Raw genomic sequence first — 24,186 nt, forward strand, 5'->3', positions numbered from 1 at the left:
CTTTGGCCCGTCCATCACGGAGTACCGCTTGAGCACTCGCATACGTACCGCCGTCGCCTCCGCCCTCGCTCTCGGGTTGGCCGCCGCGATCCCGCTGACTGCCGTACCCGCCCTGGCCGACGCACCATCCGGCGCCCCGCACACCATTTCGCAGCAGAAGCAGCAGACGGGCGTGGAGTCGGCCGACCCACAGCCGGCGGCCCGATCGGCGACCGGCCCTGACACTGCGGCGCTGGAAGAGGCGCTGCGCGGACTGCCCAACGAGGACGCCACCGCGGCCCTGGTGCGCGTCGGCGGCGACGGGCACTGGCGAAAGAGCGTCGGCGTCCATGATCTTCGCAGCGGGCGCAAGGCGTTGGAGAACGCCCGGTTCCGTGCGGGGTCCACGACCAAGGTGGTCACCTCCGCTGTCGTACTGCAACTCGCCGCCGAGGGGCGAATCGACCTCGACGGCACCGTCCAGGAGTATCTGCCGGGGCTGTTGAGCGACGCTTTCGAGCCCATCACGGTGCGGCATTTGCTCACGTTCACCGCTGGGCTCCAGCCGGGCGCGGACCTTGGCCCGACGAACGGGGAGGGGTATGAGAACCGGTTCAAGACCCTCACGCCGGAGGACGTCGTCGCGGCGTCCGTTGCCAAGGGGCCCTATCGCGGGGAGGGAGAGGGGCCCGGCAAGAAACAGCGGTACGGCAACATCGGCTACACCGTTCTCGGCATGCTGATCGAGAAGGTCACGGGCGATTCGTACGAACACCAGGCTGCCGTGCGCGTGTTGCGGCCGGTCGGCATGCGGAACACGTCATTCCCTGGTGGGCCCGACCCGCGCATCCACGGCCCGCACAACCGCGGCTACCAGCGGTTGACGGATGGCAGGCTCGTGGATGCGACCGAGTGGAACGTATCGGACCGCTGGGCGGCCGGCGACATGATCTCCACCACCGCGGACCTGGAGAAGCTTCTCTTCGCGTTGTTCCGCGGCAAGGTCGTCCCGCAACCGCTCCTTGACCGGGAGATGTTCACGGTGCCAGACATCAAGGGTGCCCAGATGAGCGCGGGCCTCCAGCGCTTCGTGAGCACGGACGGGACGGTCGTCTGGGCCAAGTCCGGGGCGCGGCCGGGCTACGCCACGGCCATCGCGGCCACCAGGGACCTGTCCCGCACCCTCGTGTACTCGGTCAACGCGACCGAGGCCCACAGCGAGATGAGCCCGGTTGCCGCGCGCGTCATCAAGGCCGTCTTTCCGCTGGCTGTGTGAGCGCGATCGGTGCGGAGCGGCTGGTGTGCGGTGGGTTTACGGCCCTGGCCATGAACCCACCGCCGACCGCTCGGCGTGGCCCGCACGTTACATCGGCAGCCCGTAACCCGTGCACGTGGGCTCGGAGCGCGGGTCGTTCGGGCCGAGTGCGTTGACGACGTGCTGGATGGCCGGGCCATCGACGAACATCCCCACATGGCCGACCGGGTCCGCCGGGCACTGGCCCTGGAGGGTGACGTTGCGGACCTTGTCGCCCTTGAGGAAGGCATGGGTGTACGGGGTGACGACGGCGTCCTTCGTCGTCTGGAGCACCACGTAGGTCACCCCGGGCACGGTGTCGCCGTCCGCGAACAGTTCCTTCTAGAAGGAAGAGTTGATCTCCTGCTGCTGTACTCGCCGTCCTGCACCGCGAGGTCAACGGGTGGGCGGAGGACGCCGCGCTGGCCGCTCTCGCGCAGGCAGGCCCGGCATCGAATTGCGCGCGTCGGCCGCCTTTCGTGCGTACGCCCAGTCGGTGACGAGCGACCCGCGCCGCATCCGCATCGCGTTCGTGGAGGTCGTCGGGGTCAGTACGGAGTTGGAGCGTAACCGCCTGGCGCGGCGCGCCCGTTGGGCTGCCGTGATCCTCGCCGAGCTGACGACGGCCTGCCAGCGGGGCGAGGCGGCTCGTCGCGACTACCGGGTGGCGGCCACGGCGTTCATCGGTGCGGTCAACGGCTCGCTGCACGACTGGTCCGCGGGAAACGTGGAGGCCACGCTCGACCAGATCGTGGAGGAGCTCGTCTTGATCTTGCGGGGCATCGTCCACCCCAGCGGTTGGCCCCGTGGGAGCGCGGACCCGGCATGGGGCCAGGACACGGGACGGCCGGAGGCAGAGGCGTCAACCAGCGGTTGAGCCCTGACCGCCGAAGCCGCTGACGAGCCTCAATGTCAGTGGCGGGTGGCATGCTGCGCCCATGACTGAAGCAGTGAAGGGCCCGGCGAGTTATTTTCCGTCGATCGAGCAGAAGTACGGCCGGCCGATAGCGGAGTGGCAGAGCCTGATTCGCGAGTCCCCGCTGACCAAGCACATGGAGCTGGTCAGCTGGCTGAAGTCGGAGCACGGCCTGGGGCACGGCCACGCCAATGCCCTGGTGGCCCACACCATCGCGCAGGACAAGGGCCGATAGCGGACCCGGGGGCGCCGAGGTCGGGGTCGGGGTCGGGCGCGCAGGCCGGTGCGCGCCCGGGGTGGGAGGGGCTGCGAGGCCGGGCATACGGCGTACGGGTACGACGCGGGGCCCATTGGTGAGTGCGGGGGTGCGGGGTGCCCGACTGTGGGGTGCCGGGGGTGCCGGGGGTGCCGGGGGTGCCGGGGGTGCCGGGGGTGCCGGGGGTGCCGGGGGTGCCCGGACGGCGGAGGTTTCGGGCGCCGGGGTGTCGGGTGGTGGCCACGCGTTCGGCCTACAGCCGCCGGTGTCGTGCGTTCGCGGACGGGCCGCGCGCGCCGCAGTCTGGTGAGGGACAGGCGTACGCGCGACGCGATGGGGCACCAGGTGGAAGCGGTATGAGCAGCGATGACGAGGCGACCGGGCGGCACTGCCTCGTCACCGGGGCCAGCGGGTACATCGGAGGCCGGCTGGTGCCTGAGCTGTTGGCGGCCGGGCATCGAGTGCGGTGCGTAGGGCGGTCGCCGGACAAGCTGCGCGCGCATCCCTGGGCGGACCGGGTCGAGATCGTACGCGGCGATGTGTTGGACGCGGACGCGGTCAGCGCCGCGCTGCGCGGCATCGACGTCGCGTACTACCTGGTGCACGCGCTCGGCACCGGGCGCGACTTCGAGGAGACCGATCGCCGGGCAGCGCGGATCTTCGGCGAACAGGCCGCGGCGGCGGGCGTGCGCCGCATCGTGTACCTCGGTGGCCTCATCCCGGCCGACCTCGCACAGCGGCGGCTGTCGCCCCATCTGCGTTCCCGGGCCGAGGTGGGCGACATCCTCCTCGCGTCGGGAGTGCCCACCGCCGTGCTGCGTGCGGCGGTGATCATCGGTTCCGGGTCCGCTTCATTCGAGATGCTGCGCTATCTCACCGAGCGGCTGCCGGTGATGGTCACACCGAGTTGGGTGCGGACCAAGATCCAGCCCATCGCCGTGCGCGATGTGCTGCGCTATCTCGTCGGCAGCGCCCGGTTGCCGGCGGACCTGAACCGCACGTTCGACATCGGCGGCCCCGACGTCATGACGTACGTGGACATGATGCGCCAGTACGCGGCCGTCGCCGGGCTGCCCCGGCGCCTCATCGTGCCCGTTTCCGTGCTGACGCCGCGGCTGTCCAGCTACTGGGTCGGCCTGGTCACACCGGTGCCGCCGGCCATCGCCAAGCCGCTCGCGGAGTCGCTGCGGTACGAGGTCGTATGCCGGGAGCACGACATCGCGCAGTACGTACCCGAGCTGCCCGGCCACCCGCTGCCGTGCGCCATGGCGCTGAAACTGGCCCTGCGGAAGATCCAGGAAGCGCAGGTTGCCACCCGCTGGTCAGCGGCCTCCCTCCCGGGCGCGCCGAGCGACCCCCTGCCCACCGACCCCGACTGGGCCGGCGGAAGCCTGTACACCGACCGCCGGCAGCTGGCCGTGGACGTCGCGCCGCAGGCGTTGTGGCGGATCATCGAGGGCATCGGCGGGACCAACGGCTGGTACTCCTTCCCGCTCGCGTGGGCGGTGCGCGGCTGGCTGGACCGGTTGGTCGGCGGGGCCGGACTGCGGCGGGGTCGCCGCGACGCGCAGCGCCTGCGGGTCGGTGACTCGCTCGACTTCTGGCGCGTCGAAGCGATCGAACCGGGCCGGCTGCTCAGGCTGCGCGCTGAGATGCGGCTGCCGGGCCTGGCGTGGCTGGAGATGTCCGTAGCCGCCGACGAGATGGGCCGTACCTGCTACCGGCAGCGGGCGCTCTTCCACCCGCGCGGACTGCTCGGCCATGCGTACTGGTGGGGCGTCGCGCCGTTCCACACGGTCGTCTTCGGGGGCATGGCCCGCAACATCGCCAAGGCCGCGATCAGGGAAGCCGATGGCCTCGGCGGCGGGCCCACCACCGGGCCGGCGATGCCGGCCGCGAGCCGACGCGGCACACGGCGTTGACCGGCGTGCCCCGCGGCGGAGCGTGGCGGGCTGTGCCCCGCCGATGGGTAGCGCGTGCCGCGCGCGGCAGGAGGCGTGCGCGCGTTACGGCGTGCCCCACGCTTTCGCGCGCCCCGCGTCCTGAACTGGAGTGAAGCCATGAAGGTCTCGGTCGTCTTGTTCACCTCCGATCTGCGGGTGCACGATCATCCGCCGCTGCGCGCCGCGCTGGCCGCGGGGGACCATGTCGTGCCCCTGTTCGTTCGGGACGACGGCATCGCCGCGGCCGGATTCGCAGCACCCAACCGGGAGGCGTTCCTCCGCGACTGTCTGGCCGATCTGGACGCTGCCTTGCGGGCGCGTGGGGGCCGTCTGGTGCTGCGGTCCGGTGACGTGGCCGATGAGGTCCGAGCGGTTGCGGCGCAAGCGCGCGCAGATGAGGTCCATGTCGCCGCGGGGGAGAGCGCCTACGCGCGCTCCAGGGAGGAGCGGCTGCGCACGGCCCTGGCGCGGGACGGCCGGCGGCTGCGGGTCCACGAGGCGGTCAGTACCGTGGTGCCACCGGGGGCCGTGACGCCCAGCAGCGGTTCGGGCCATTTCGCCGTGTTCACCCCGTACTTTCGTCACTGGTCCCGTGTACGGCTGCGCGACCCGCTCCCCGCCCCGCGCACGGTGCGGGTCCCGGCGGGAATCGACTCGGCGCCCCTGCCCCCGCGCGCCGGCGTGCGCGGCCTGTCTGCCGGGCTTCCGGTCGGCGGGGAGAAGGCCGGGCGGCGGCGTGTGTCGGCATGGCTGCGCAACGGCGTCATGGCGTACGAGGACACGCACGACGATTTGCCGGGTGACGCAACGTCCCGCCTCTCCGCGCATCTGCACTTCGGCACCGTGTCGCCGACCGAACTCGTGCATCGGGTGCGGGAGGTGGGCGGACCGGGCGCGGAGGGTTTCGTACGGCAGTTGTGTTGGCGCGACTTCCATCGCCAGGTGCTCGCGGCGCGCCCCGAGACGGCCTCGGCCGATTACCGGCCCCGCCGCGATCGCTGGCGGGGCGAGGCGCCGGCGGGCGAGGAGATCCGGGCATGGCAGGAGGGACGCACCGGTTTTCCCATCGTGGACGCCGCGATGCGCCAACTGCTGCACGAGGGCTGGATGCACAACCGTGGGCGCCTGCTGACCGCGAGCTTCCTCACCAAGACCCTCTACGTGGATTGGCGGGTCGGCGCCCGCCACTTCCTGGCCTGGCTGGTGGACGGCGACGTGGCGAACAACCAGCTCAACTGGCAGTGGGCGGCCGGCACCGGGACGGATACCCGCCCAAACCGGGTCCTCAACCCCGTACGCCAGGCCCTTCGTTACGACCCAAATGGCGCCTACGTGCGTCGCTGGGTGCCCGAACTCGCCGCGCTCGACGGCCCGAGCGTGCACGAGCCGTGGAAGCTGCCACCCGAAGAGCGGGCGCACTACGACTACCCGGACCCGATCGTTGACCTTGCCGAGGGCAGAGATCGCTTTCTACGGGCTCGTGACCAGCGGATTTGAGCAGCGTGCGGCAGCGGCCGGGGCCCTCTGCCCGGTCTGATTGTCAGTGGTGGCCGCTAGCGTTCTTCTCACGTGGGGCGGCGGGAGAAGTCCAACGGTGGCAACAGGCGTGCCCGATCGGCGTCCGACCTGTCATGCCGCGAACGACGATCCACTCCCACACCGCGTCCGTAAGCCTGCACACCGCAACGCCTCAGCGCCTCAGCGCCGCAACGCCGCAACGCTGCAACTCCGTAATCCGAAAGGCGACATCACCATGCGCACGTTCAAGCTTCAGGTTCAGACCTCCGTTGACGGCTACATGGCCAGCCCGGACGGCGAGATGGACTGGATGACGTTCTCCTGGACCGACGACATCAACGCCTATGTCACGGCCCTGACAGAACCGGTTGACTGCATGGTGCTGAGCCGCAAGCTCGCCGAGGGCTTCATCCCGCACTGGGCCGCCCAGCCGGAGAGCGAGCCGGGTGTCACCAAGATGCATGAGACCCCGAAGGTCGTCATCTCCGACTCCCTCACCGAGTCGCCGTGGGAGAACACCGTCGTTGCCGGCGGCGACCTCACCGAGACCATCACCAAGCTCAAGGCCCAACCGGGCGGCGACATGATCGCCTACGGAGGCGGCACGCTCGTCGCCGACCTGATCGCGAGAAACCTGTTCGACGAGCTCCACCTGTTCGTCAACCCCACCGCGATCGGCGCCGGCATACCCGTATTCCCGGCCCTCGGCACCCACCAGCACCTCCGCCTCGTCGGCGCCCGACCGTTCGACTGTGGCATCACCGCACTGCACTACGCGCCGAAGGGCGACTGAACCCGGCGGTGTACGGCACGAGTTAGCCGCTTTGGCCCGACCAATTCCTATGGGGCCAACCCGATCGAAGTACCCTTCGGACCGCTGCGGCAGTTCACCATCGCCAACTCGGACCAACCCCACCACCCGGTCCAGACCCGTGAGCCGCACCGATACCTGCGCCGGCGCGACGCCAACGCCCGGCCCCCGACGTGCTCGCCGCCCGTCACCTCGTCATGCTTGCCGCCCAGCGCCGCGAGCGGGCCGCATCCGCGGTGCGAAGGGCATCCGCTGGGGCGGACGTACGCGGGACGGACGTATCTGGGGTGGACGTACCTGGGGCGGACGCCCCCTCACCACCCCAGCCTGATCAACCCCACGAACCTCCTACATCAGGACAGCAGGACCGTTAGGTAGCCCCAATCCTGACCGACACGACCGCGGTGCTGAGGTTTCGCGGCCCAGAGAGTCTCACCACCGTTAATCGACACCACAGGAGAAACACGTGGATCAACTACTGAGAGTCCAGAACTTCGGCGTCTCCAGTGACGGAATCGGCGCCGGCGAGGACCAGAGCCTTGAGAGCCCGTTCGGCCACGTCGAGCCGGAGAAGCTGTTCGGGTGGGCCGGTGCCACGGCGAGCTGGCTCATGCGCACTGGCCCCGGGGGGAGTCGCGGTCTCGACGACTACTTCATACGGGACTACGCCCGCAACATCGGCGCCGAGATCATGGGCCGCAACAAGTTCGGGCCCCAGCGCGGGCCCTGGCACGACCATGAGTGGCAGGGCTGGTGGGGAGACGAGCCCCCGTTTCACACCCCGGTGTTCGTCCTCACCCACCACAAGCGTCCTTCGTTCACGCTCTCCGACACTACGTTCCACTTTGTCGACGGCGACCCGGCCACGGTCCTCCAACAGGCGCGGGAGGCGGCGCAGGGCAAGGACGTCCGACTTGGCGGCGGGGTTACCACCATCCGGCAGTTCCTCGACGCGGACCTCGTCGACACCATGCATGTGGCGGTCTCGCCGATGAAGTACGGGACCGGAATACGACTTTGGGAGTCACCCGATGAGCTGCTCGACCGTTTTCACCTTGAGGTCGTCCCCAGCACGAGCGGCGTGCAGCACCACCTGTTCTGGCGAAAGTGACACGAGGGCCGGGATGCCGGGACGCAGATCTACCGCCCGGTGAGTGGGCGGCCTTCATAGCCGGTGTGAAGGTCGGCGAGTTCGACGGCTGATTCGCCGCACACCATCGCGTGCGGCGACCGCGCCCCCGCTCCGGCTTGTGGCTCGGGGTGGGGGCGCGGTGCGTGTGGGGTGGTGGTGTGTGGGGGAGCGGGGGGAGAGGTGATGCCGTGGGGGTTGCCGTTAAGACAGGGTGTCGGCCACTACCTTTGCCGCTTCCGCGAGCAGTTTGTTGTCGGGTTCGGCGTCCTTCTTATGGCGGTTCGACAAGATCGCCATGACGATGGGGGCGGAGTCCGGGGGCCATACGACGGCGATGTCGTTGCGGGCGCCGTAGTTGCTGCCGGTTCCTGTCTTGTCGCCGACCACCCAGTTCTTGGGGACGCCGGCCCTAATGACCTCGTCGCCGGTGGTGTTGGTGCGTAGCCACTTCGTCAATTGGGCGCGTTCGGGTTTGTGGAGGGCGTTGCCTAGGACGAAGGCGCGCAGGTCTTTGGCCAGTGCCCGCGGGGTGGTGGTGTCGCGTGGGGACTTGGGGTCCCAGTCGCTCAGCTTTGTTTCGTAGTTTTCCATCTGGGTCACGTTGTCGCCCAGTTCTTCGAGTGTGGCGTCCAGGGCCTTGGGGCCGCCGAGTTCTTCGAGGAGCAGGTTGGCCGCGGCGTTGTCGCTGTAGCGGACGGCGGCGTCGCAGAGCGCGCCCAGGGTCATCCCCGTCTTGACGTGCTTTTCGGTCACCGGGGAGTTGGCGATCAGGTCCTTTTTGGAGTATTTGATCACCTTGTCCAGGCCGTCCATGGAGGACTTGCGCAGCACGGCGCCGGCGGCCAGCGCCTTGAAGGTGGAGGCGTAGATGAACCGTTCGCCGTCGTTGTGCTTCACCTGGCGCCCGGTGCCCGTGTCGATGGCGTATACGCCAAGCCGCGCGTCGAACTTGCGCTCAAGCGCTTGGAATTCTCGGGTGAACGACGTGGGCGCGGCACTCGACTGCGATGTCTTCGCTGATGCGGACGCGGACGGTGACGACGTATCCGATGAGTCGTCTTCGCCGCAGGCCACGAGCGGGACGAGGGTGAGTGTGGCGAGCGCGCTGAGAACGGCGCGCCGGGCACGGGTGTGCTGCTGCATGGTCCGAAAACCTCCGGGGTGTCCCGCACAGGGGCGTAGGGGGAGAGGGCGATACACGGCCCCATCCGAGTACGTGATCAGGTGTGCCGGGACCACCCTCGTCCCGGGGCGTCATGCGGTCCAATACGCTCATGCGCTGTTCCATGCCGAACTGGCATAGAGTGCGGGCCGTGGATCTGGTGGGAGCGTGTCGCGCGTTTGTCAGCGTCAGTGAGCGCGGCAGTTTCACCGTGGGGGCAGCAGCGGCCCGGATGTCGCAGCCGGTGGCCAGTCGCCGGGTGGCAGCGCTGGAAGAGCACTTCGGCGAGCCGTTGTTTGAGCGCACGTCGCGGCGGGCCGTCCTCACCCCCTTCGGCCGGGACATGCTGCCGGTGGCCAGGCAACTGGTGCAGGCGGCCGATGTGTTGCTGCATGAGGCGGAGGTCGTCAAGCGCAAGCCGTGGCGGCTCGCGGTGCCCGGCATCTGCGCTACGGCCGATCTCGCCCGCCTCGTCGCGGCGGCGCGGGGGCATGGCGTCACGCTTGACCTACGGGTTGCGGCGCCGGCGCAGCGGCGGGAACTCCTGTACGCGCAGCAGGTGCGTGCCGCCCTGCTCGCGGTGCCCGCGGACGATGCGACGTGGTCGGTGCCGCTGGGGCTCGCCGGTGTCGATGACCCCGGGGTGAAGCGCGTCTACCTGGAAACGCTGCGCCTTGGACGGGCCTCGCCCGGCCCGGCCCGCCGCATTTGGGTCCAACCGGAGGACGACGTACCGCACATTCGTGACCCGCTGACGCGACTGCGCGACGCGGTGGGCCTGCGGCCCGCCCAACTCGTGGCCGCGGACGAGCTGACCGCCGCAGCCGCGGAAGTCCTGTGCACGCGCGACCTGCTGCTGTGCTCCCCGGCGCAGGCTACGGAACTCGCCTTGCACTGGCGCCCGATAGGTGAGATAGCGCTCAGCCGCGGACTGGCCCTCGCCGCTGTCGCGGAGGGAAACCCCCAGCACATTCAGGCGCGCCTAGGTGATGCCATCGCCCGCTGTCTTGGCGCGGAGGAGCGCGCAATCCCCGGGGGCGATCGTGGTGTTGGTGGGGATGGCTGTGACGGTTGCGATGGTGGTGACGGCGCCGATGCAAGCCGTGGGTGCCGTGGGTGCCGTGGGTGCTGTGGGTGCCACACTGGCGGAGTGGTGGCGTGAACACCGAGGCACTGCTGCGCGATATGCGCGGGGAGCTGTCCGACGGTGGGCTGCGCGGTTGTCTGCTCGTACGGGATCTGCACACCGGCGACGAGTTGGGGATCGACCCGGACACCGCACTGCCCTCCGCTTCCTTGGTCAAGGTGCCGCTCGCGGTGGCGACGGCGGAGCGTATCCGGCGCGGCGAGCTTGACGGGGCGGCGATGCTCGACGTGCAGCCCGGGCGGATCACCACGCCTGGCCCCACCGGACTGAGCCGGTTTCGCCATCCCACCCGGATCGCGGTCGATGACCTGCTCTACCTGAGCACCTGCGTGAGCGATGGAACGGCCGCCGACGCGCTGTTCGGGCTCACCCCGCCTGCGCAGGTCGCCGACCTCCTCCAGGAGCTCGGCGTACGCGGCATCACCGTTCGGCACGGCATGCGCGAACTGTCGGACACCCCCGTGGAACGCTTCGACGCCGACCAGGCGCATCTCGCCCAGGCCCTCGCCATCGACGCCGGAACGAGCGGTCGCGGGCACCGGGTGCCGCAGCTCGACACCACCCGGGCCAACACCGGCAGTGCCCGCGCCTACGTCGAGTTGCTCCAAGCCCTGTGGACACCATCGGCCATCCATCCCGAGGTGGCCGATGCGGTACGCGGCCTCATGGCGCACAACGTGCTCCGGCATCGGCTCACGCCGGATTTCAGCTCCGACGCCACCATGTGGTCCTCCAAAACCGGCACCCTCCTCAACCTTCGCCACGAGATCGGCGTTGTCGAGCACTCCGATGGCCAGGTCTTCGCCGTTGCCGTCCTTACCGAGTCGCTGGTGCCCGCCAGTACGCAGCCCGGTGCGGAGGCCCTGATGGCGCAGGTCGCCCGTAGGTTGCGGGACCATCTGCGGCAGCTCTGAGCCGTGTTCGGCAGGGCCGGGGGCAGGGACAGCGCGGATGCGTTGCCATTATCGCAACGATAATTGCCGCTCTCGCGGCGGTGGTTGCAGTCTGGTGCCCTGCCGAAGGCCCGCCAACGGGGCCGCGAAATCGGCCATCGAACACACCAGCCGGGAGGCCACACGATGACCACTCACGAAGGCGCCGAGCCCACGCCGAGCACCGCCGGCAACGCGCCGCAGGGCAACCGCGTACACCATGTGCGATCCGGAGAGCTGGACGGCTACGCGGCCATCAGCGGCGGCACCGTCGGCTCGAAGAAGCTTTGGATGGGCCGGGTGGAGAACCCGCCGCTGAGTTCGACGGACAACCACCACCACGGGGCGTCGGAGGCGGGGATCTACGTGGTGAGCGGGCATCCCGTGTTCGTCTTCCACGACGGGACGCGGGAGGTACGGATCACCGCCGACCCGGGAGACTTCCTGCTCGTCCCCCCGTTCGTCCCGCATCGCGAGGAGAACCCCGACCCGAACGAGCCCGTGGTCGTCGTGATCGCACGAACCACGCAGGAGCCCATCAAGGTGTCGGTGCCTGAGCTGTATCAACTCACGGTGGCAGGGTGAGGCGAGGGTGAGCATGAGGGTGTGGTGCTGGCGTGGTCCGTGCGTACGATCCCGCGTATGACCGACAGCACCGATAGCAAGGCGCACCACACCCAAGGAGGCGATGCGGCGCCGGAGTCGGAGGTGTGCGCGTCGCAGGACCAACCCGCAGCGAGGGACCAACCCGCGGCGAGAGACCAGCCCGCAGCGCAGGAGCGGCCAGCCGCACAGGACCAACCCGCGGCGCAGGAGCGGCCAGCCGCGCAGGAGTCGCACGGGGCGCAGGAGTCGTACGAGTGGCGGGGCGACTTCGACAACGCGGACGTCAATGCGCTGCACGCGCAGGGCTTCGACCATCCCCTCCTGCCCATCGACTGGCACGCGCAGGTGCACCGGCACAGCCTCGGTTGGGTGTGCGCGCGCCGTGGGGGCGAGCTCGTGGGGTTCGTGAACGTCGCGTGGGACGGCGGGGCGCATGCTTTCGTACTGGACACCATGGTCGCCACCGAGTTGCGTAGGGCGGGCGTGGGGACGCGGCTGGTGGCCGCCGCCGTGGAAGGAGCCCGTGCGGCGAAGTGCGAGTGGCTGCACGTTGACTTCGATGACCATCTGCGGGCCTTTTACTTCGACGCCTGCGGCTTCATCACCACCAACGCGGGCCTCATCTCTCTGTGATCCTTCGAAATCGCTCTGTGAGTTTTGGGCGCTGTCCTCATCGCTCTATGCACCGTCGAGGCTCGGGCTTGAGTACGCCGCGGGCCTTCAGAGTCCAGTTCCCGTATAACTACCGCCAGCTGGCCCGTAGCGCTGAGTAGTGGTTACTCCCTCGTTTCCCTATCCTGGCTGCTTTCGTTGAGCTCAGCACTGCGCCCGCGAGCAGCATGCCCAGCGCGCTCTCCCTTCATATTTATCTCCGGGGACTGCTGATTTCCCGCCTTCGCTGAGCGGCGCGGTCGCCCCGTTCGACAAGGTACTGCCTGCGGTAGTTATCGGCGTGAACTCGTCGATGCGGGACCCGGGCCGCACGAATGCGGAGCGAGAATGGGTAACATCGTTCGTGCTGGTCAACGCTGGAATTCGAGTCAAGAAGCGGAATCGCCGGCAGCTGATCGAAGGAAACATGAGCTGGCAGGGAGCGGCCAGTGGTACGAACCTCAGTCAGCCCTTGAACGAAATCCTTCACTATCCGGCAAGGCAGATTTTCGTCATCCTGTGTCTCGATTCATCCCTTGCGGCGCTTTCTGGCTGGTCATAGCTTGAGCTCGCCATGAAGGTTGAAACATCTACAAGTGAGGCAAGAATGGGAAAAATCAGCAAAAGGTCGCCCCTGCTCCTGCTCGTTGCCACTGCCTTTTTCTCCACGCTAGCAACAAGCGTGGCGTCCGCTGACGCCGTTAAATGCTCCAAGGACGTCTGCCTCTCGGTGATAGGCAAAGGGCGATATGTGAGTGCCGTGCAAGTGGGTACGAAACAAACCGACGGATACTTTTTCGCCAAGGTAAGAAATGGAGGTTCCGGCGAATGGGTCTGGACGAGTTGGCAAACAACCAACGGCATCAGCATTTTCATCAAGCCGCTTAGTGACCGTACGTACCCCAACGGCACTTACATTTGCGCCGGCGTCTCCTCGACCCGCGAAGAAAAGGACTATACGAACGAGGCGTGTGCCCAGATCCGCGGCTAGTCGCTCGATTCGGGACTACAACGGCTGCGATTGAGATGCCGTCCCCCGCGTATTGATTGCCCGGCGAGAACGTTCGCGTCGTGCATCGTTGCTGTCAGGCTGCCGTTCGCCGCACAAGCCTCCATGCGGGCGGCGCCTTCAGGTGCCGTCTCCGTGCTGCTCGGCACGGAGACGGCCGCGCCTCGTACCCGCGCTCCCACGCATCGTTCAGCCCTCGGCGCCGGGCGGCGACGAACTGTGGGGCCGAGAGGTGTGTGGGTTCAGGGCGAACACCGACAGGCGGCCGGCCCGACGGCACTGCGGCGCACGTCGCTGGACCGCCGTGACCTGCGCCATGGCGAGCGGGCCGGACCACGACGCGCGCATGGCCCGGCACTTCGCACACAGTTGGACGTACTCGCCGCGAAGCACATTCCCCGGGACAACTCATCTCGTAACAGATCAGTACCCGGGTCCGGGTCCGAAGCCGCCCGCAGTTCGAGGCCGCGCTCGCCGCCGCCCGGGAGGTTGCAGCCCACGCCCCGTACTGCCGGGTGATCTTCACGGTGTACGAGACGAAGCGCCTGGGACGCTCTGCCGCAGAGCTGGCAGCCCTGGCCGACCACCTCATCGCCCATGACCTGGCCCCGAACATGCTCGCCGGACCCCACCAAGGCATGTACGACGATTGCTCCCCCGCACAAGGCGCCAGGTCAATCGGCAAAGCCGACAAGGTGAAGGGCAACGTCTCACGAGCGCGTAGTTGCGGCTCGCTGGTGGCCGAGCGCGTGCGCGAGTTGCCTACGCAGCCGCTGGTTTTGCGGACTCGACACCGCGGCTCGCGGGGGCAACCGCGGCGGGCCGGCCCCCGGTCATCACCGACGACATGCTGCCCACCGTGCTCCGCCACCGCGCGGGCGGCGAGACGGTCGAGGACACCCAGCCCAACCTCCTCATCCGCACCGGCCGCCGGAAGGGACGAGGCCCCAGCCTCTCCACAACAGGGCCCTCAACTCCCGCCCCGGCTGCCGACGTTCGGGTAGGCCGGAGGTCGGGCGCGGGTGTGGTGGGCCCAGAACAGCCGTTGGGCCAGCAACGTCAGGGTGCCGGCGACGACGATGCCCGCGAGGTTGAGCAGGAGTTGTTCCGATGAGCCGCGTGCCTGGCCGTAATCGCTGTAGCCGAGGGCGACGGCGGCGTTCGCCGCCGCCGGGACCGTGGTGACCGAGATCGCCACGCCCACCAGGGCGCCGGACTTCGCGGAGGTCAGCGACAGGGTTCCGGCGACGCCGGCGAGGAAGGCCACCACGAAGGAGAACCAGTCGGGCCGGTAGATGAAGGCGGTGTTGGGACGCTCGGCCTCCACCTCCGCCTTGTGAAACAGGTCCACCGCGTCCATGAACAGGCTGAACAGCGTCGTCAGCGCCATCGCCACCGCGAACCCCACGAGCAGGGCGAGCAGCGACCGTAGCGCCAGCCGTGGGGCGCGGCGTACCAGGGCGGTGCACAGCCCGGCCAGCGGGCCGAACTCGGGCCCGACCGCCATCGCGCCGACGATCAAAATCGCGTTGTCAAGGACCACACCGCAGGCGGCCAGCATCGTCGCCACGGTCAGGAAGGCGAGGTAGGTCACCGAGAGGGTGGACTCCTCATGGGTGGCGTTCACCAGTTGCTCCCACACCACCGCGTCCGAGCCCTCGCCCGGCGCCTCCTTCTCTGCCTTGTCGGCGCGCTTGGACAGGGACAGGTCGATGGTCTCGACCGCGATCGAGCCGCACTCGTCGATGCCGATCTCGCGCAGCTCGCGCAGCACGTCGTCGGCGGCCTCGCGGGCGACGTCGCACAGTACGAGGTCCCCGGCCGGGTTACGCCCGGCCCCGGCCAGCACGGCCAGATGCGCGGTGCCCACGCTGCGCTCGAAGAGCGAGACCACCTCGTGGGTGCGGTGGGCGGGGACGATCAGCCGCAGATGCAGCACGGCGGGCTCCTCAGCGTTTTCTCATTGGCCGGCGACCTGACGGGCCTGACGGACGGGCCCGGGCCGGGGCTGTTCGTGCCGTGCGCCGGGCACCGGCGGCGTGGCTTCCGCTCACAGCTTGCGCAGGCGCAGACGCTGCACCTTGTGATCGGGGCCCTTGCGGAGCACCAGCGTGGCGCGCCCACGGGTGGGGGCGACGTTCTGCTGGAGATTGGGCTTGTTGACCGTACGCCAGATCATGCGCGCGTAATCCAGGGCCTCGGCCTCGGAGACCTGGGTGTACTTGCGGAAGTACGAGGACGGGTTGTGGAACGCCGTCGCACGCAACTTCTGGAACCGGCCCAGATACCACCGCTCGATATCCTCCGCCCGGGCGTCCACGTACACGCTGAAGTCGAAGTAGTCGGCGAGCGCCACCCGGGTTCGGCCGTCCTTGCCGGGCAGCGCGGGCTGGAGCACGTTCAGGCCCTCGACGATGAGGATGTCGGGGCGGCGTACGGTGAGCCGCTGATCGGGGACGATGTCGTACACCAGGTGGGAGTAGACGGGCGCGGTCACCTCCTCCTTGCCTGCCTTCACATCGGCCACGAAGCGGGTCAGCGCCCTGCGGTCGTACGACTCGGGGAAGCCCTTGCGCGACATGAGGCCGCGGCGGTGCAGCTCCGCGTTGGGGAGCAGAAAACCGTCGGTGGTCACCAGTTCGACGCGTGGATGCTCGGGCCAGCGCGCGAGCAGGGCCTGGAGGAGGCGGGCGGCGGTGGACTTGCCGACCGCGACGCTGCCGGCGACCCCTATGACGAACGGGGTGCCCTGCTGGGCGCCCTGGCCGCTGCCCGCGTCGCCGAGAAAGGTGTTGAGCGCGCCTCGCAGGTTGCTGGTCGCACCGACGTAGAGGTTGAGGAGACGGGAGAGCGGCAGGTAGACGTCGCGTACCTCATCGAGGTCGATGACGTCACCGAGACCGCGCAACCGCTCGACTTCCTCGGCCGTCAGCGGCAGCGGCGTCTTCTCGCGCAGTCCGCTCCACTCAGCGCGCGAGAGATCCACATAGGGGCTCGACTCGGCCCGCCGACCCCCGCCGTGCTGCCCGCCTGCTGGCCGCTGGCCACTCACCGAAGACGTGATCACGGACTCATTGTGGGTTCTCACGGTGCGCTGCGGGGCGTGCGTTCGGTCACGCCGGGGTGTGGCGGGCGGTATGTGGGGGTGCTGGGGCGCGGGGGCGCTAGGAGGTGTCGGGGTGCCGGGGGCGTGAGCCGGGCCGCGCGTACCCTGCCTCCATGTGCGGAATCGTTGGCTACGTGGGAGGGCAGTCCGCCCTCGATGTCGTTCTGGCCGGGCTCAAGCGCCTTGAGTATCGGGGCTATGACTCGGCGGGGGTTGCCGTGCTCGCCGATGGTGGGCTCGCTGCTGCGAGGAAGGCGGGCAAGCTCGCCAATTTGGACAAGGTGCTGGCGGAGCGGCCGTTGCCGAGCGGCACCGCTGGCATTGGCCACACCCGGTGGGCCACCCATGGCGGGCCCACGGACGCCAACGCGCATCCTCACCTGGACAACTCGGGCCGGGTCGCCGTCGTCCACAACGGCATCATCGAGAACTTCGCCCTGCTGCGCGCCGAGCTGGTCGAGCGCGGCCACGAGCTGACCTCCGAGACCGACACCGAGGTCGTAACGCACCTACTCGCCGAGTCTTTTTCCTCCACCGAAGACCTGGCGGAGGCGATGCGACAGGTCTGCGGGCGGCTTGAGGGCGCGTTCACGCTGGTCGCGGTGCATGCGGACGAGCCCGATGTGGTGGTCGGTGCGCGCCGCAACTCGCCGCTTGTGGTGGGTGTCGGCGACGGCGAGCACTTTCTCGCGTCCGACGTCGCCGCGTTCATCGCGCACACCCGCGAGGCGATCGAGCTGGGTCAGGACCAGGTGGTGGAGCTGCGTCGGGACGGGGTGAACGTCACCGGTTTCGACGGATCGCCCGCCACCGTGCGCCCGTACCACGTGGACTGGGACGTGTCGGCCGCCGAGAAGGGGGGCTACGACTACTTCATGCTCAAGGAGATCGCCGAGCAGCCGAAGGCCGTCGCCGACACGCTGCTTGGCCGCATCGACGCCGCCGGCAGCCTCTTGCTCGACGAGGTCCGCATCCCGGCCTCGGTGCTGCGCGAGGTGGACAAGGTCGTCATCGTCGCCTGTGGCACGGCCTTCCACGCCGGAATGATCGCTAAGTACGCCATCGAGCACTGGACCCGCATTCCCTGCGAGACGGAGCTGGCCAGCGAGTTCCGCTACCGCGACCCGATCTTGGACCCGCGCACCCTGGTCATCGCCATCTCCCAGTCCGGCGAGACGATGGACACCCTGATGGCGCTGCGGCACGCCCGCGAGCAGGGGGCGAAGGTGCTCGCCATCTGCAACACCAACGGCTCCACCATTCCGCGTGAGTCAGACGCCGTGCTGTACACGCACGCCGGGCCCGAGGTCGCCGTGGCCTCCACCAAGGCGTTCCTCACCCAGCTCGTCGCCTGCTACCTGGTGGCGCTCTATCTCGGCCAGGTGCGCGGCACCAAGTGGGGTGATGAGATCCATTCGGTCATCCGGGAGCTGTCCGAGATCGGCACTCAGGTGGAGCAGGTGCTTGAGACGATGGAGCCGGTGCGGGAGCTGGCCCGTTCGCTGGCGGACAAGAACACCGTGTTGTTCCTGGGTCGGCACGTCGGCTATCCGGTGGCCCTTGAGGGTGCCCTCAAGCTCAAGGAACTGGCGTACATGCACGCCGAGGGCTTCGCCGCTGGCGAGCTCAAGCACGGGCCGATCGCGCTGATCGAGGACGATGTGCCGGTGGTCATCGTCGTCCCGTCGCCGCGTGGCCGGTCCGTTCTGCACGACAAGATCGTGTCCAACATCCAGGAGATCAGGGCCCGCGGCGCCCGAACCATCGTGATCGCCGAGCGCGGCGACGAGGTGGTCATCCCGTACGCCGATCACCTCATCGAGATCCCGGCCACCCCGACGCTGCTCCAGCCGTTGGTCGCCACCGTGCCGCTCCAGGTCTTCGCCTGCGAACTGGCCACGGCCCGCGGCAACGAGGTGGACCAGCCGCGTAACCTCGCCAAGTCCGTGACGGTGGAGTGAGGTGGCGGTCGCATGATCGTTGGCGTGGGGATCGACGTTGCCGAGATCGATCGGTTCGGCGCGGCCATGGAGCGTACGCCGGGGCTCGCGGACCGCGTCTTTGTGGAGCGCGAGTTGTATCTGCCCAGTGGTGAACGCCGGGGCATCGCCTCGCTGGCCGCCCGGTTCGCGGCGAAGGAGGCCCTGGCCAAGGCGCTGGGCGCACCGCGGGGTTTGCGGTGGACGGACGCCGAGATTTGGACCCTGCCCAGCGGCCAGCCTCGGCTGCGGGTGCGCGGCACCGTCGCGCAGTGCGCGGCGCGGCTCGGCGTGCGTACCTGGCACGTGTCGCTCAGCCATGATGCGGGTGTCGCATCGGCGGTGGTGATCGCCGAGGGCGACGCACCGGCCGCGGATGACGCGGCTGCGGAGGATGCCGCGTTCGCGGCGGAGGCTGGCTACGCGGAGGGGACCGCCCCTGCGGAGGGCGATAGCTGAGCGTGCCGGAGTTCGCGAGGGCGGCGGTGTCATGCGTGGGAGCGGTGCGCGAATCCGCGAGGGCGGCGGGGGATCGTGGCGGTGGCGGTGTCGGCGTACCGGATGGGGACCGCGGGGCGTGGCGCCCGCGTCCGCGGGGCTGACTGCCTGAGCGCCTCACCGCCTGACGCCGGGTCGCCGGCCGCCTGACGCTTGGCCGTCTGATGCTGGGTTGTCGGGCGCCGGTTGTCGGGTGCTGGGTTGTCGGGTGCTGGGTCGCCGGCCGCCGGGCCACCGCGCGTGCCGGGCCGCCGCGTGCCGATCACGGGACACTGGGCCCATGAGGACTGCCTACAGCGTGGAGACCGTACGGGCCGCCGAGCGGGAGTTGCTGGCCCGGTTGCCCGAAGGGACGCTCATGCACCGGGCGGCGGCCGGCCTCGCCGCCGCCTGCGCTGGGCTGCTGGAATCGGGGGCCGGCGCTGCCGCATCGGCTGTAACAGGCAGAGCGCGCCGGCGCGCACCCGGGCGGGTTTACGGGGCGCGGGTGGTGCTGCTGGTCGGCAGCGGCGATAACGGCGGCGACGCGCTGTACGCGGGGGCCCGGCTGGCTCGCCGCGGGGCCGGGGTCACCGCCGTACTGCTGACGCCCGACCGCGCCCACCCAGCTGGCCTCGCCGCCCTGCGCGCGGCGGGCGGCCAACTCCTCGCGGCTGCGGGCACGGAAGCCCACGCTGATACGGATGCCGATACGGGTACGGGCGCGGGCTCCGGTGCGGGGTGGGCGGCCGGTGCACCAGGGGGCCGCGGTCCTGACGCGCAGGAGGCCGCGCTGCGCGCCATCGGCCGGGCCGACCTCGTACTCGACGGAATTGTCGGCATCGGCGGGCGGGGTGGGCTGCGGCCGGCTGCCGCGCGGCTCGCCGCCGTAGCCGCCGACGCGGGGGTGCCCGTGGTCGCCGTCGATCTGCCGAGCGGCGTGGACGCCGATACGGGGGAGGTAGGCGGGGCCGCGGTGCGCGCCGCCGCGACGGTCACCTTCGGCGCGTACAAGCCGGGGCTGCTCATCGATCCGGCCGCTGAGCACACCGGCGCGCTGCGGCTGGTGGATATCGGGCTCGGGCCATGGCTGCCGCCGACGCCGGACATCGAGGTGATGCAGCACGCGGATGTGGCGGCGGTGCTGCCCCGGCCATCGGCCGAGAGCGACAAGTACCGGCGCGGCGTGGTGGGCGTCGTCGCGGGCTCGGCCCGCTACCCCGGCGCGGCCGTGCTCGCGGTGGCGGGGGCGCTACGCGGGGGCGCGGGGGCGGTGCGGTACGCCGGGCCGGGAGCGGACGCCGTGATCGCGCGCTTCCCCGAGACGCTGGTGTCCGCTGGCCCGCCCGGTAAGGCGGGCCGGGTGCAGGCGTGGGTGGTCGGCCCCGGCATCGGGGACGACGCACAGGCCAGGCAGGCGTTGGCCGACGTGCTGGCCTCCGACGTACCGGTGCTCGTAGACGCCGATGGGCTGCGGTTGCTGCCACCGGACGGCGTCCGCTCCCGCAGCGCCGCCACGCTGCTGACCCCGCACGCGGGGGAGGCCGCGGCGCTGCTCGGCCGGCCGCGTGAGGAGGTCGAGGCGGGTCGGCTGGCGGCGGTGCGCGCGCTGGCGGCCAAGACCGGGGCGACGGTGCTGCTCAAGGGGTCCACGACGCTGATCGCCGGTCCCGACGATGACCCCGTACGCGTCAACCCGACCGGAACGGCCTGGCTGGCCACGGCGGGCAGCGGCGATGTGTTGTCGGGCCTGACCGGCTCACTCCTCGCGGCGGGCCTTTCGGCGCGCACGGCGGCATCGACGGGGGCGTACCTGCACGGCCTGGCGGCCCGGCGCGCGGCGGCACGACCCGGCGGACCCGCGGCACCCATCACGGCCGCCGATGTGGCCGACGCGCTGGGCGAGGCTTGGCGGAACGTGTGCGCGGGGTGAGCCCACGGAGATCGTGCTGATTGCCCGAGCGGTACGGCGCCCACGCGGTGGCGTGCATGGTGCGCGGTGCGCGATACGTGTGCGCGATAGGTGATGCGTGGCACGTGGCACGTGGCACGTGGCACGTGGTGCGGGGTGCGCGATACGCACGGAGCTCCGCCCGCGCGCCGTGGGCGAGGAGCGTCAAGAGCGCATTCCAGCATGGAGAAAGCGCCCCCCAACGCTCCGACCCCGACAAGCCCCCCGTCCAGCAAAGGCACAGCGCAACAGCAGGAAACCCGGCAACACCCCGCCATGCCTGCCGCCCGCGGTGTCGTTCGGTACCGCGCATGCCGGCCGACAGTGGTGTGTGCGGGGCGCCTGAGACACTGAGTGGGATGAACGAGACACCGATGCGTGCCCGAGCCGCCGTCGATCTGGCCGCGCTGCGGGCCAACGTTCGCGCGCTGCGCGAGCGCGCGCCCCGCGCTGAGCTGATGGCCGTGGTCAAGTCGGACGCGTACGGGCACGGCGCCGTGCCCTGCGCGCGGGCGGCCCGGGAGGCGGGTGCGAGCTGGCTGGGGACGGCCACGCCGCAAGAGGCGCTCACGCTGCGCGCGGCCGGGGACACCGGACGGCTGATGTGCTGGCTGTGGACGCCGGGCGGACCGTGGCAAGAGGCCATCGCGGCGGACATCGACGTATCGGTGAGCGGGATGTGGGCGCTGCGCGAGGCCGTCGCGGGCGCCCAGGCCGCGGGGCGGACCGCGCGGGTGCAGCTCAAGGCCGACACCGGCCTTGGGCGCAACGGCTGCCAGCCCGGCGACTGGGCGGATCTGGTGGCTGCCGCCCGCAAGGCGGAGGCGGCCGGGACGATCAAGGTGACCGGCCTGTGGTCGCACTTCGCGTGTGCGGACGAGCCGGGGCACCCCTCGATCGCCGCGCAGCTCGCCGCGTACCGACAGATGCTGGCGCAAGCCGAGGCCGCGGGCATCGCCCCCGAGGTACGGCACATCGCCAATTCCCCGGCCACGCTGACCCTTCCCGAGTCACACTTCGACCTGGTCAGGTCCGGCATCGCGGTGTACGGAATCTCGCCGAGCCCGCAGGTCGGGGCCAGCGCCGACTTCGGGTTGCGCCCGGCCATGACGCTGTCCGCCTCGCTGGCGCTGGTCAAGCGGGTACCGGGCGGGCATGGCGTCTCGTACGGGCACCGCTACCACACGCCCGGCGATACGACGCTGGCGCTGGTCCCGGTCGGGTACGCGGACGGCGTCCCGCGCGCCGCATCCGACTCCGGTCCGGTGCTGGTCGCGGGGAAGCTACGGACGATTGCGGGCCGGGTGGCCATGGACCAGTTCGTGGTGGACCTCGGCGGCGATCAGGCGGCCGAGGGCGATGAGGCGGTGCTGTTCGGGCCGGGCGACCGGGGCGAACCGACGGCGGAGGACTGGGCGCAGTCCGTGGGGACGATCGCGTACGAAATCGTCACCCGCATCGGGCAGCGGGTGCCCCGCGTGTACCTCCACGAGGGCGACACCGCGTCCCGCGAGCAGGACGCGACCTCGTACGGGGCCCCGTACAGGGACGACACCGCACTCCACGGGCGGGGCACGGCTCGCCGCGAGGGCGGCTCGGCCGCTCACGGGCCCGATGTGCAGGACCGTGTGGGCGGCGTTTACCCCCATTCGGGTGAGGGCACGGGCACCCCGACATGAGCGACAGCGTGGGCGGTACGGGCGGCGTGAGCGGTGCGGCGGAGGACGTGGTCGAGGCGGTGGCCCTTGCGGGCTGGCGGCGCGGCGCGGGGCTCGCGGGCGCCGCGATAGGGGTGGTGGCCGCGGGTGCGGCGGCCGGCGTTGCCTTGGAGCGGCTCACGGTAGGGCGCGGCATGCGCCGCAAGGCCCGGCTGGCCCTGGACGCGGCGGGTCCGTACGGCACGTTGCGCGGTACGCCAGGCACGGCCGTCGCCGAGGACGGTACGAAGCTCGCTTACGAGGTCGAGGACGACACGGAGTTCGCCTACGAGGCCGCGGGCGGCACGGAATTCGCTGACGAAATCGAGGGCGTCGAGGGCGTCGAGCGAGTCAACGGCTTCGGGAGCAGGGAGGGCGCGGGCGGCGGGGTGGTGGGCTCGGTGTCGGGCGCCGGCGCGCCGGCGCCCACCGGGTCGAACCGGCGCGAGGGGCACCGCACCGCGCCGCCGGTGACCGTGGTCTTCTGCCACGGCTACTGCCTGAGCCAGGACTCCTGGCACTTCCAGCGCGCCGCGCTCGCCGGCGTTGTTCGCGCCGTGTACTGGGACCAGCGCAGCCACGGTCGTTCCGAACGCGGCCGATCGCAGAGCGAGGGCGGCGAACCGGTCACCATCGACCTGCTCGGCCGCGACCTCAAGGCCGTCATCGACGCTGCCGCGCCCGAGGGTCCGTTGGTGCTCGTCGGGCACTCGATGGGCGGCATGACGATCATGGCGCTGGCGGCGCAGTTTCCCGAGCTGGTGCGGCGGCGGGTGGTCGGCGCCGCGTTCATCGGCACCTCGGCCGGCAAGCTCAGCGAGGTCAGTTTCGGGCTCCCGGTGGTGGGGGTGCGGGCGGTGCGGCGGGTGCTGCCGGGGGTGCTGCGGGCCCTTGGCTCGCAGACCGAACTGGTGGAGCGGAGCCGGCGGGCGACCGCGGATCTGTTCGCCGGGGTCATCAAGCGGTACTCGTTCGGGTCGCGGGACGTGGACCCGGGCGTTGCGCGCTTCGCGGAGCGGCTGATCGAGGCGACGCCGATCGATGTGGTCGCCGAGTTCTACCCGGCTTTCGCCGAGCACGACAAGTCCGAGGCGCTGCCCACCTTCGACGGGCTGCCGGTCCTGGTTCTGGCGGGGGAGCGGGACCTGATCACGCCGAGCGAGCACAGCGAGGCCATCGCCGAGTTCCTGCCGCGTGCCCGTCTGGAGATCGTTCCCGGGGCGGGGCACCTGGTGATGCTGGAGCACCCCGAGACGGTGTACGACAGCCTGCTGCAACTCCTCGACGTCGCCGGGGTTCCGGGCGCGGCCGGAGCTGCCGCGGGCAACGGTGGCAACGGGAGTGCGAGCGGCAGCGGCAGCGGCAGCCGTGACGAGAGCAGGGGCGGCGGCACGGCCGAAACGAGCCGCACGGCACCTGGCTAGCCACGCCGGATACCGCCCTGTAGAGCCCTATATCGACCTATAGGGCCCTGCAGGGCCCTATAGCGCCGAGGAGCCGGGGCGTACGGGGAAAGCGTACGAGCGGGCGTATGGCTGGGCGTACGAGTGAGGTAGCCGGGCGTACGGCTGGGCGGACGGAGCCGTTCCGGGGAGTGCGGGACGCTCCGTGCGGGCCCGT

Annotated in this window: 19 protein-coding genes and 3 pseudogenes; 18 read left to right on the forward strand and 4 right to left on the reverse strand. The window is 70.3% G+C overall.

What is annotated here, in order from left to right:
• Positions 1 to 28: 28 nt before the first annotated feature.
• Entirely contained in the window at positions 29 to 1,255 is a 1,227-nt protein-coding gene (locus tag FHS42_RS31815) for a serine hydrolase domain-containing protein (RefSeq protein WP_246495708.1), read from the forward strand.
• An 87-nt stretch (positions 1,256 to 1,342) separates the two neighbouring features.
• Here FHS42_RS31815 and FHS42_RS31820 read toward each other — a convergent pair whose 3' ends face one another.
• On the reverse strand, positions 1,343 to 1,579 hold the full coding sequence (locus tag FHS42_RS31820) for a hypothetical protein (protein ID WP_184578885.1): 237 nt from the start codon (positions 1,577 to 1,579) through the stop codon (positions 1,343 to 1,345).
• A gap of 65 nt (positions 1,580 to 1,644) precedes the next feature.
• On the opposite strand from FHS42_RS31820, the pseudogene FHS42_RS31825 reads away from it, so the two are divergent.
• The 7 genes and pseudogenes from FHS42_RS31825 to FHS42_RS31855 all read left to right on the forward strand — a co-directional run.
• Positions 1,645 to 2,150 (forward strand): annotated as a pseudogene (locus FHS42_RS31825) (hypothetical protein); the annotation flags it as partial.
• A 61-nt stretch (positions 2,151 to 2,211) separates the two neighbouring features.
• Complete coding sequence (locus tag FHS42_RS31830; RefSeq protein ID WP_184578891.1) at positions 2,212 to 2,424, forward strand: DUF4287 domain-containing protein; 213 nt, start codon at positions 2,212 to 2,214, stop codon at positions 2,422 to 2,424.
• A gap of 377 nt (positions 2,425 to 2,801) precedes the next feature.
• Positions 2,802 to 4,367, forward strand: a complete 1,566-nt coding sequence (locus FHS42_RS31840) for an SDR family oxidoreductase (protein WP_184578895.1) — start codon at positions 2,802 to 2,804, stop codon at positions 4,365 to 4,367.
• 138 nt (positions 4,368 to 4,505) lie between these two features.
• Positions 4,506 to 5,885, forward strand: coding sequence for a cryptochrome/photolyase family protein (locus FHS42_RS31845; protein WP_184578898.1), 1,380 nt, complete (start codon positions 4,506 to 4,508; stop codon positions 5,883 to 5,885).
• 256 nt (positions 5,886 to 6,141) lie between these two features.
• Positions 6,142 to 6,699, forward strand: a complete 558-nt coding sequence (locus tag FHS42_RS31850; protein WP_184578901.1) for a dihydrofolate reductase family protein — start codon at positions 6,142 to 6,144, stop codon at positions 6,697 to 6,699.
• 30 nt (positions 6,700 to 6,729) lie between these two features.
• A pseudogene (locus FHS42_RS37785) lies at positions 6,730 to 7,048 on the forward strand (hypothetical protein); the annotation flags it as partial.
• Between the two features lie 135 nt (positions 7,049 to 7,183).
• Complete coding sequence (locus FHS42_RS31855; RefSeq protein WP_184578904.1) at positions 7,184 to 7,828, forward strand: dihydrofolate reductase family protein; 645 nt, start codon at positions 7,184 to 7,186, stop codon at positions 7,826 to 7,828.
• A gap of 222 nt (positions 7,829 to 8,050) precedes the next feature.
• On the opposite strand, the gene bla is transcribed toward FHS42_RS31855, so the two are convergent.
• Entirely contained in the window at positions 8,051 to 8,992 is a 942-nt protein-coding gene (gene bla / locus FHS42_RS31860; RefSeq protein ID WP_184578907.1) for a class A beta-lactamase, read from the reverse strand.
• 170 nt (positions 8,993 to 9,162) lie between these two features.
• Here bla and FHS42_RS31865 point away from each other — a divergent pair, with 170 nt between their 5' ends.
• From FHS42_RS31865 to FHS42_RS31885, 5 genes are all read left to right on the forward strand, one after another.
• Positions 9,163 to 10,173 carry a LysR family transcriptional regulator gene (locus FHS42_RS31865; RefSeq protein ID WP_312867126.1) on the forward strand — a complete coding sequence of 337 codons (1,011 nt, stop codon included), beginning with the start codon at positions 9,163 to 9,165 and terminating at the stop codon, positions 10,171 to 10,173.
• On the forward strand, positions 10,170 to 11,072 hold the full coding sequence (locus tag FHS42_RS31870) for a serine hydrolase (RefSeq protein WP_184578913.1): 903 nt from the start codon (positions 10,170 to 10,172) through the stop codon (positions 11,070 to 11,072). Before FHS42_RS31865 ends, FHS42_RS31870 begins: the two co-directional genes overlap by 4 nt.
• Positions 11,073 to 11,237: 165 nt before the next feature.
• Entirely contained in the window at positions 11,238 to 11,675 is a 438-nt protein-coding gene (locus FHS42_RS31875) for a cupin domain-containing protein (protein ID WP_184578916.1), read from the forward strand.
• A gap of 312 nt (positions 11,676 to 11,987) precedes the next feature.
• Positions 11,988 to 12,329 (forward strand): GNAT family N-acetyltransferase, encoded by a 342-nt coding sequence (locus tag FHS42_RS31880; protein ID WP_184579086.1) that lies wholly within the window; start codon positions 11,988 to 11,990, stop codon positions 12,327 to 12,329.
• A gap of 625 nt (positions 12,330 to 12,954) precedes the next feature.
• Positions 12,955 to 13,338 (forward strand): hypothetical protein, encoded by a 384-nt coding sequence (locus FHS42_RS31885; protein WP_184578919.1) that lies wholly within the window; start codon positions 12,955 to 12,957, stop codon positions 13,336 to 13,338.
• Between the two features lie 988 nt (positions 13,339 to 14,326).
• Here FHS42_RS31885 and FHS42_RS31890 read toward each other — a convergent pair.
• On the reverse strand, positions 14,327 to 15,295 hold the full coding sequence (locus tag FHS42_RS31890) for a DUF389 domain-containing protein (RefSeq protein ID WP_184578921.1): 969 nt from the start codon (positions 15,293 to 15,295) through the stop codon (positions 14,327 to 14,329).
• 111 nt (positions 15,296 to 15,406) lie between these two features.
• Positions 15,407 to 16,423 (reverse strand): type I pantothenate kinase, encoded by a 1,017-nt coding sequence (gene coaA, locus FHS42_RS31895; RefSeq protein WP_376772766.1) that lies wholly within the window; start codon positions 16,421 to 16,423, stop codon positions 15,407 to 15,409.
• Between the two features lie 152 nt (positions 16,424 to 16,575).
• Here coaA and glmS point away from each other — a divergent pair, with 152 nt between their 5' ends.
• From glmS to FHS42_RS31920, 5 genes and pseudogenes are all read left to right on the forward strand, one after another.
• Positions 16,576 to 18,423, forward strand: a complete 1,848-nt coding sequence (gene glmS, locus FHS42_RS31900; RefSeq protein ID WP_184578924.1) for a glutamine--fructose-6-phosphate transaminase (isomerizing) — start codon at positions 16,576 to 16,578, stop codon at positions 18,421 to 18,423.
• Positions 18,424 to 18,435: 12 nt separating this feature from the next.
• Positions 18,436 to 18,801, forward strand: a pseudogene (locus FHS42_RS31905) (holo-ACP synthase); the annotation flags it as partial.
• 418 nt (positions 18,802 to 19,219) lie between these two features.
• Positions 19,220 to 20,851: an NAD(P)H-hydrate dehydratase gene (locus FHS42_RS31910; protein WP_184578931.1), complete on the forward strand. Its 1,632-nt coding sequence runs from the start codon at positions 19,220 to 19,222 to the stop codon at positions 20,849 to 20,851.
• Between the two features lie 377 nt (positions 20,852 to 21,228).
• On the forward strand, positions 21,229 to 22,548 hold the full coding sequence (alr, locus tag FHS42_RS31915; protein WP_184578934.1) for an alanine racemase: 1,320 nt from the start codon (positions 21,229 to 21,231) through the stop codon (positions 22,546 to 22,548).
• Entirely contained in the window at positions 22,545 to 23,990 is a 1,446-nt protein-coding gene (locus FHS42_RS31920) for an alpha/beta fold hydrolase (protein WP_184578937.1), read from the forward strand. Before alr ends, FHS42_RS31920 begins: the two co-directional genes overlap by 4 nt.
• The last annotated feature ends 196 nt before the right edge of the window (positions 23,991 to 24,186 follow it).

The sequence above is a fragment of the Streptomyces zagrosensis genome, assembly GCF_014203645.1.
Taxonomy (GTDB): Bacteria; Actinomycetota; Actinomycetes; order Streptomycetales; family Streptomycetaceae; genus Streptomyces; species Streptomyces zagrosensis.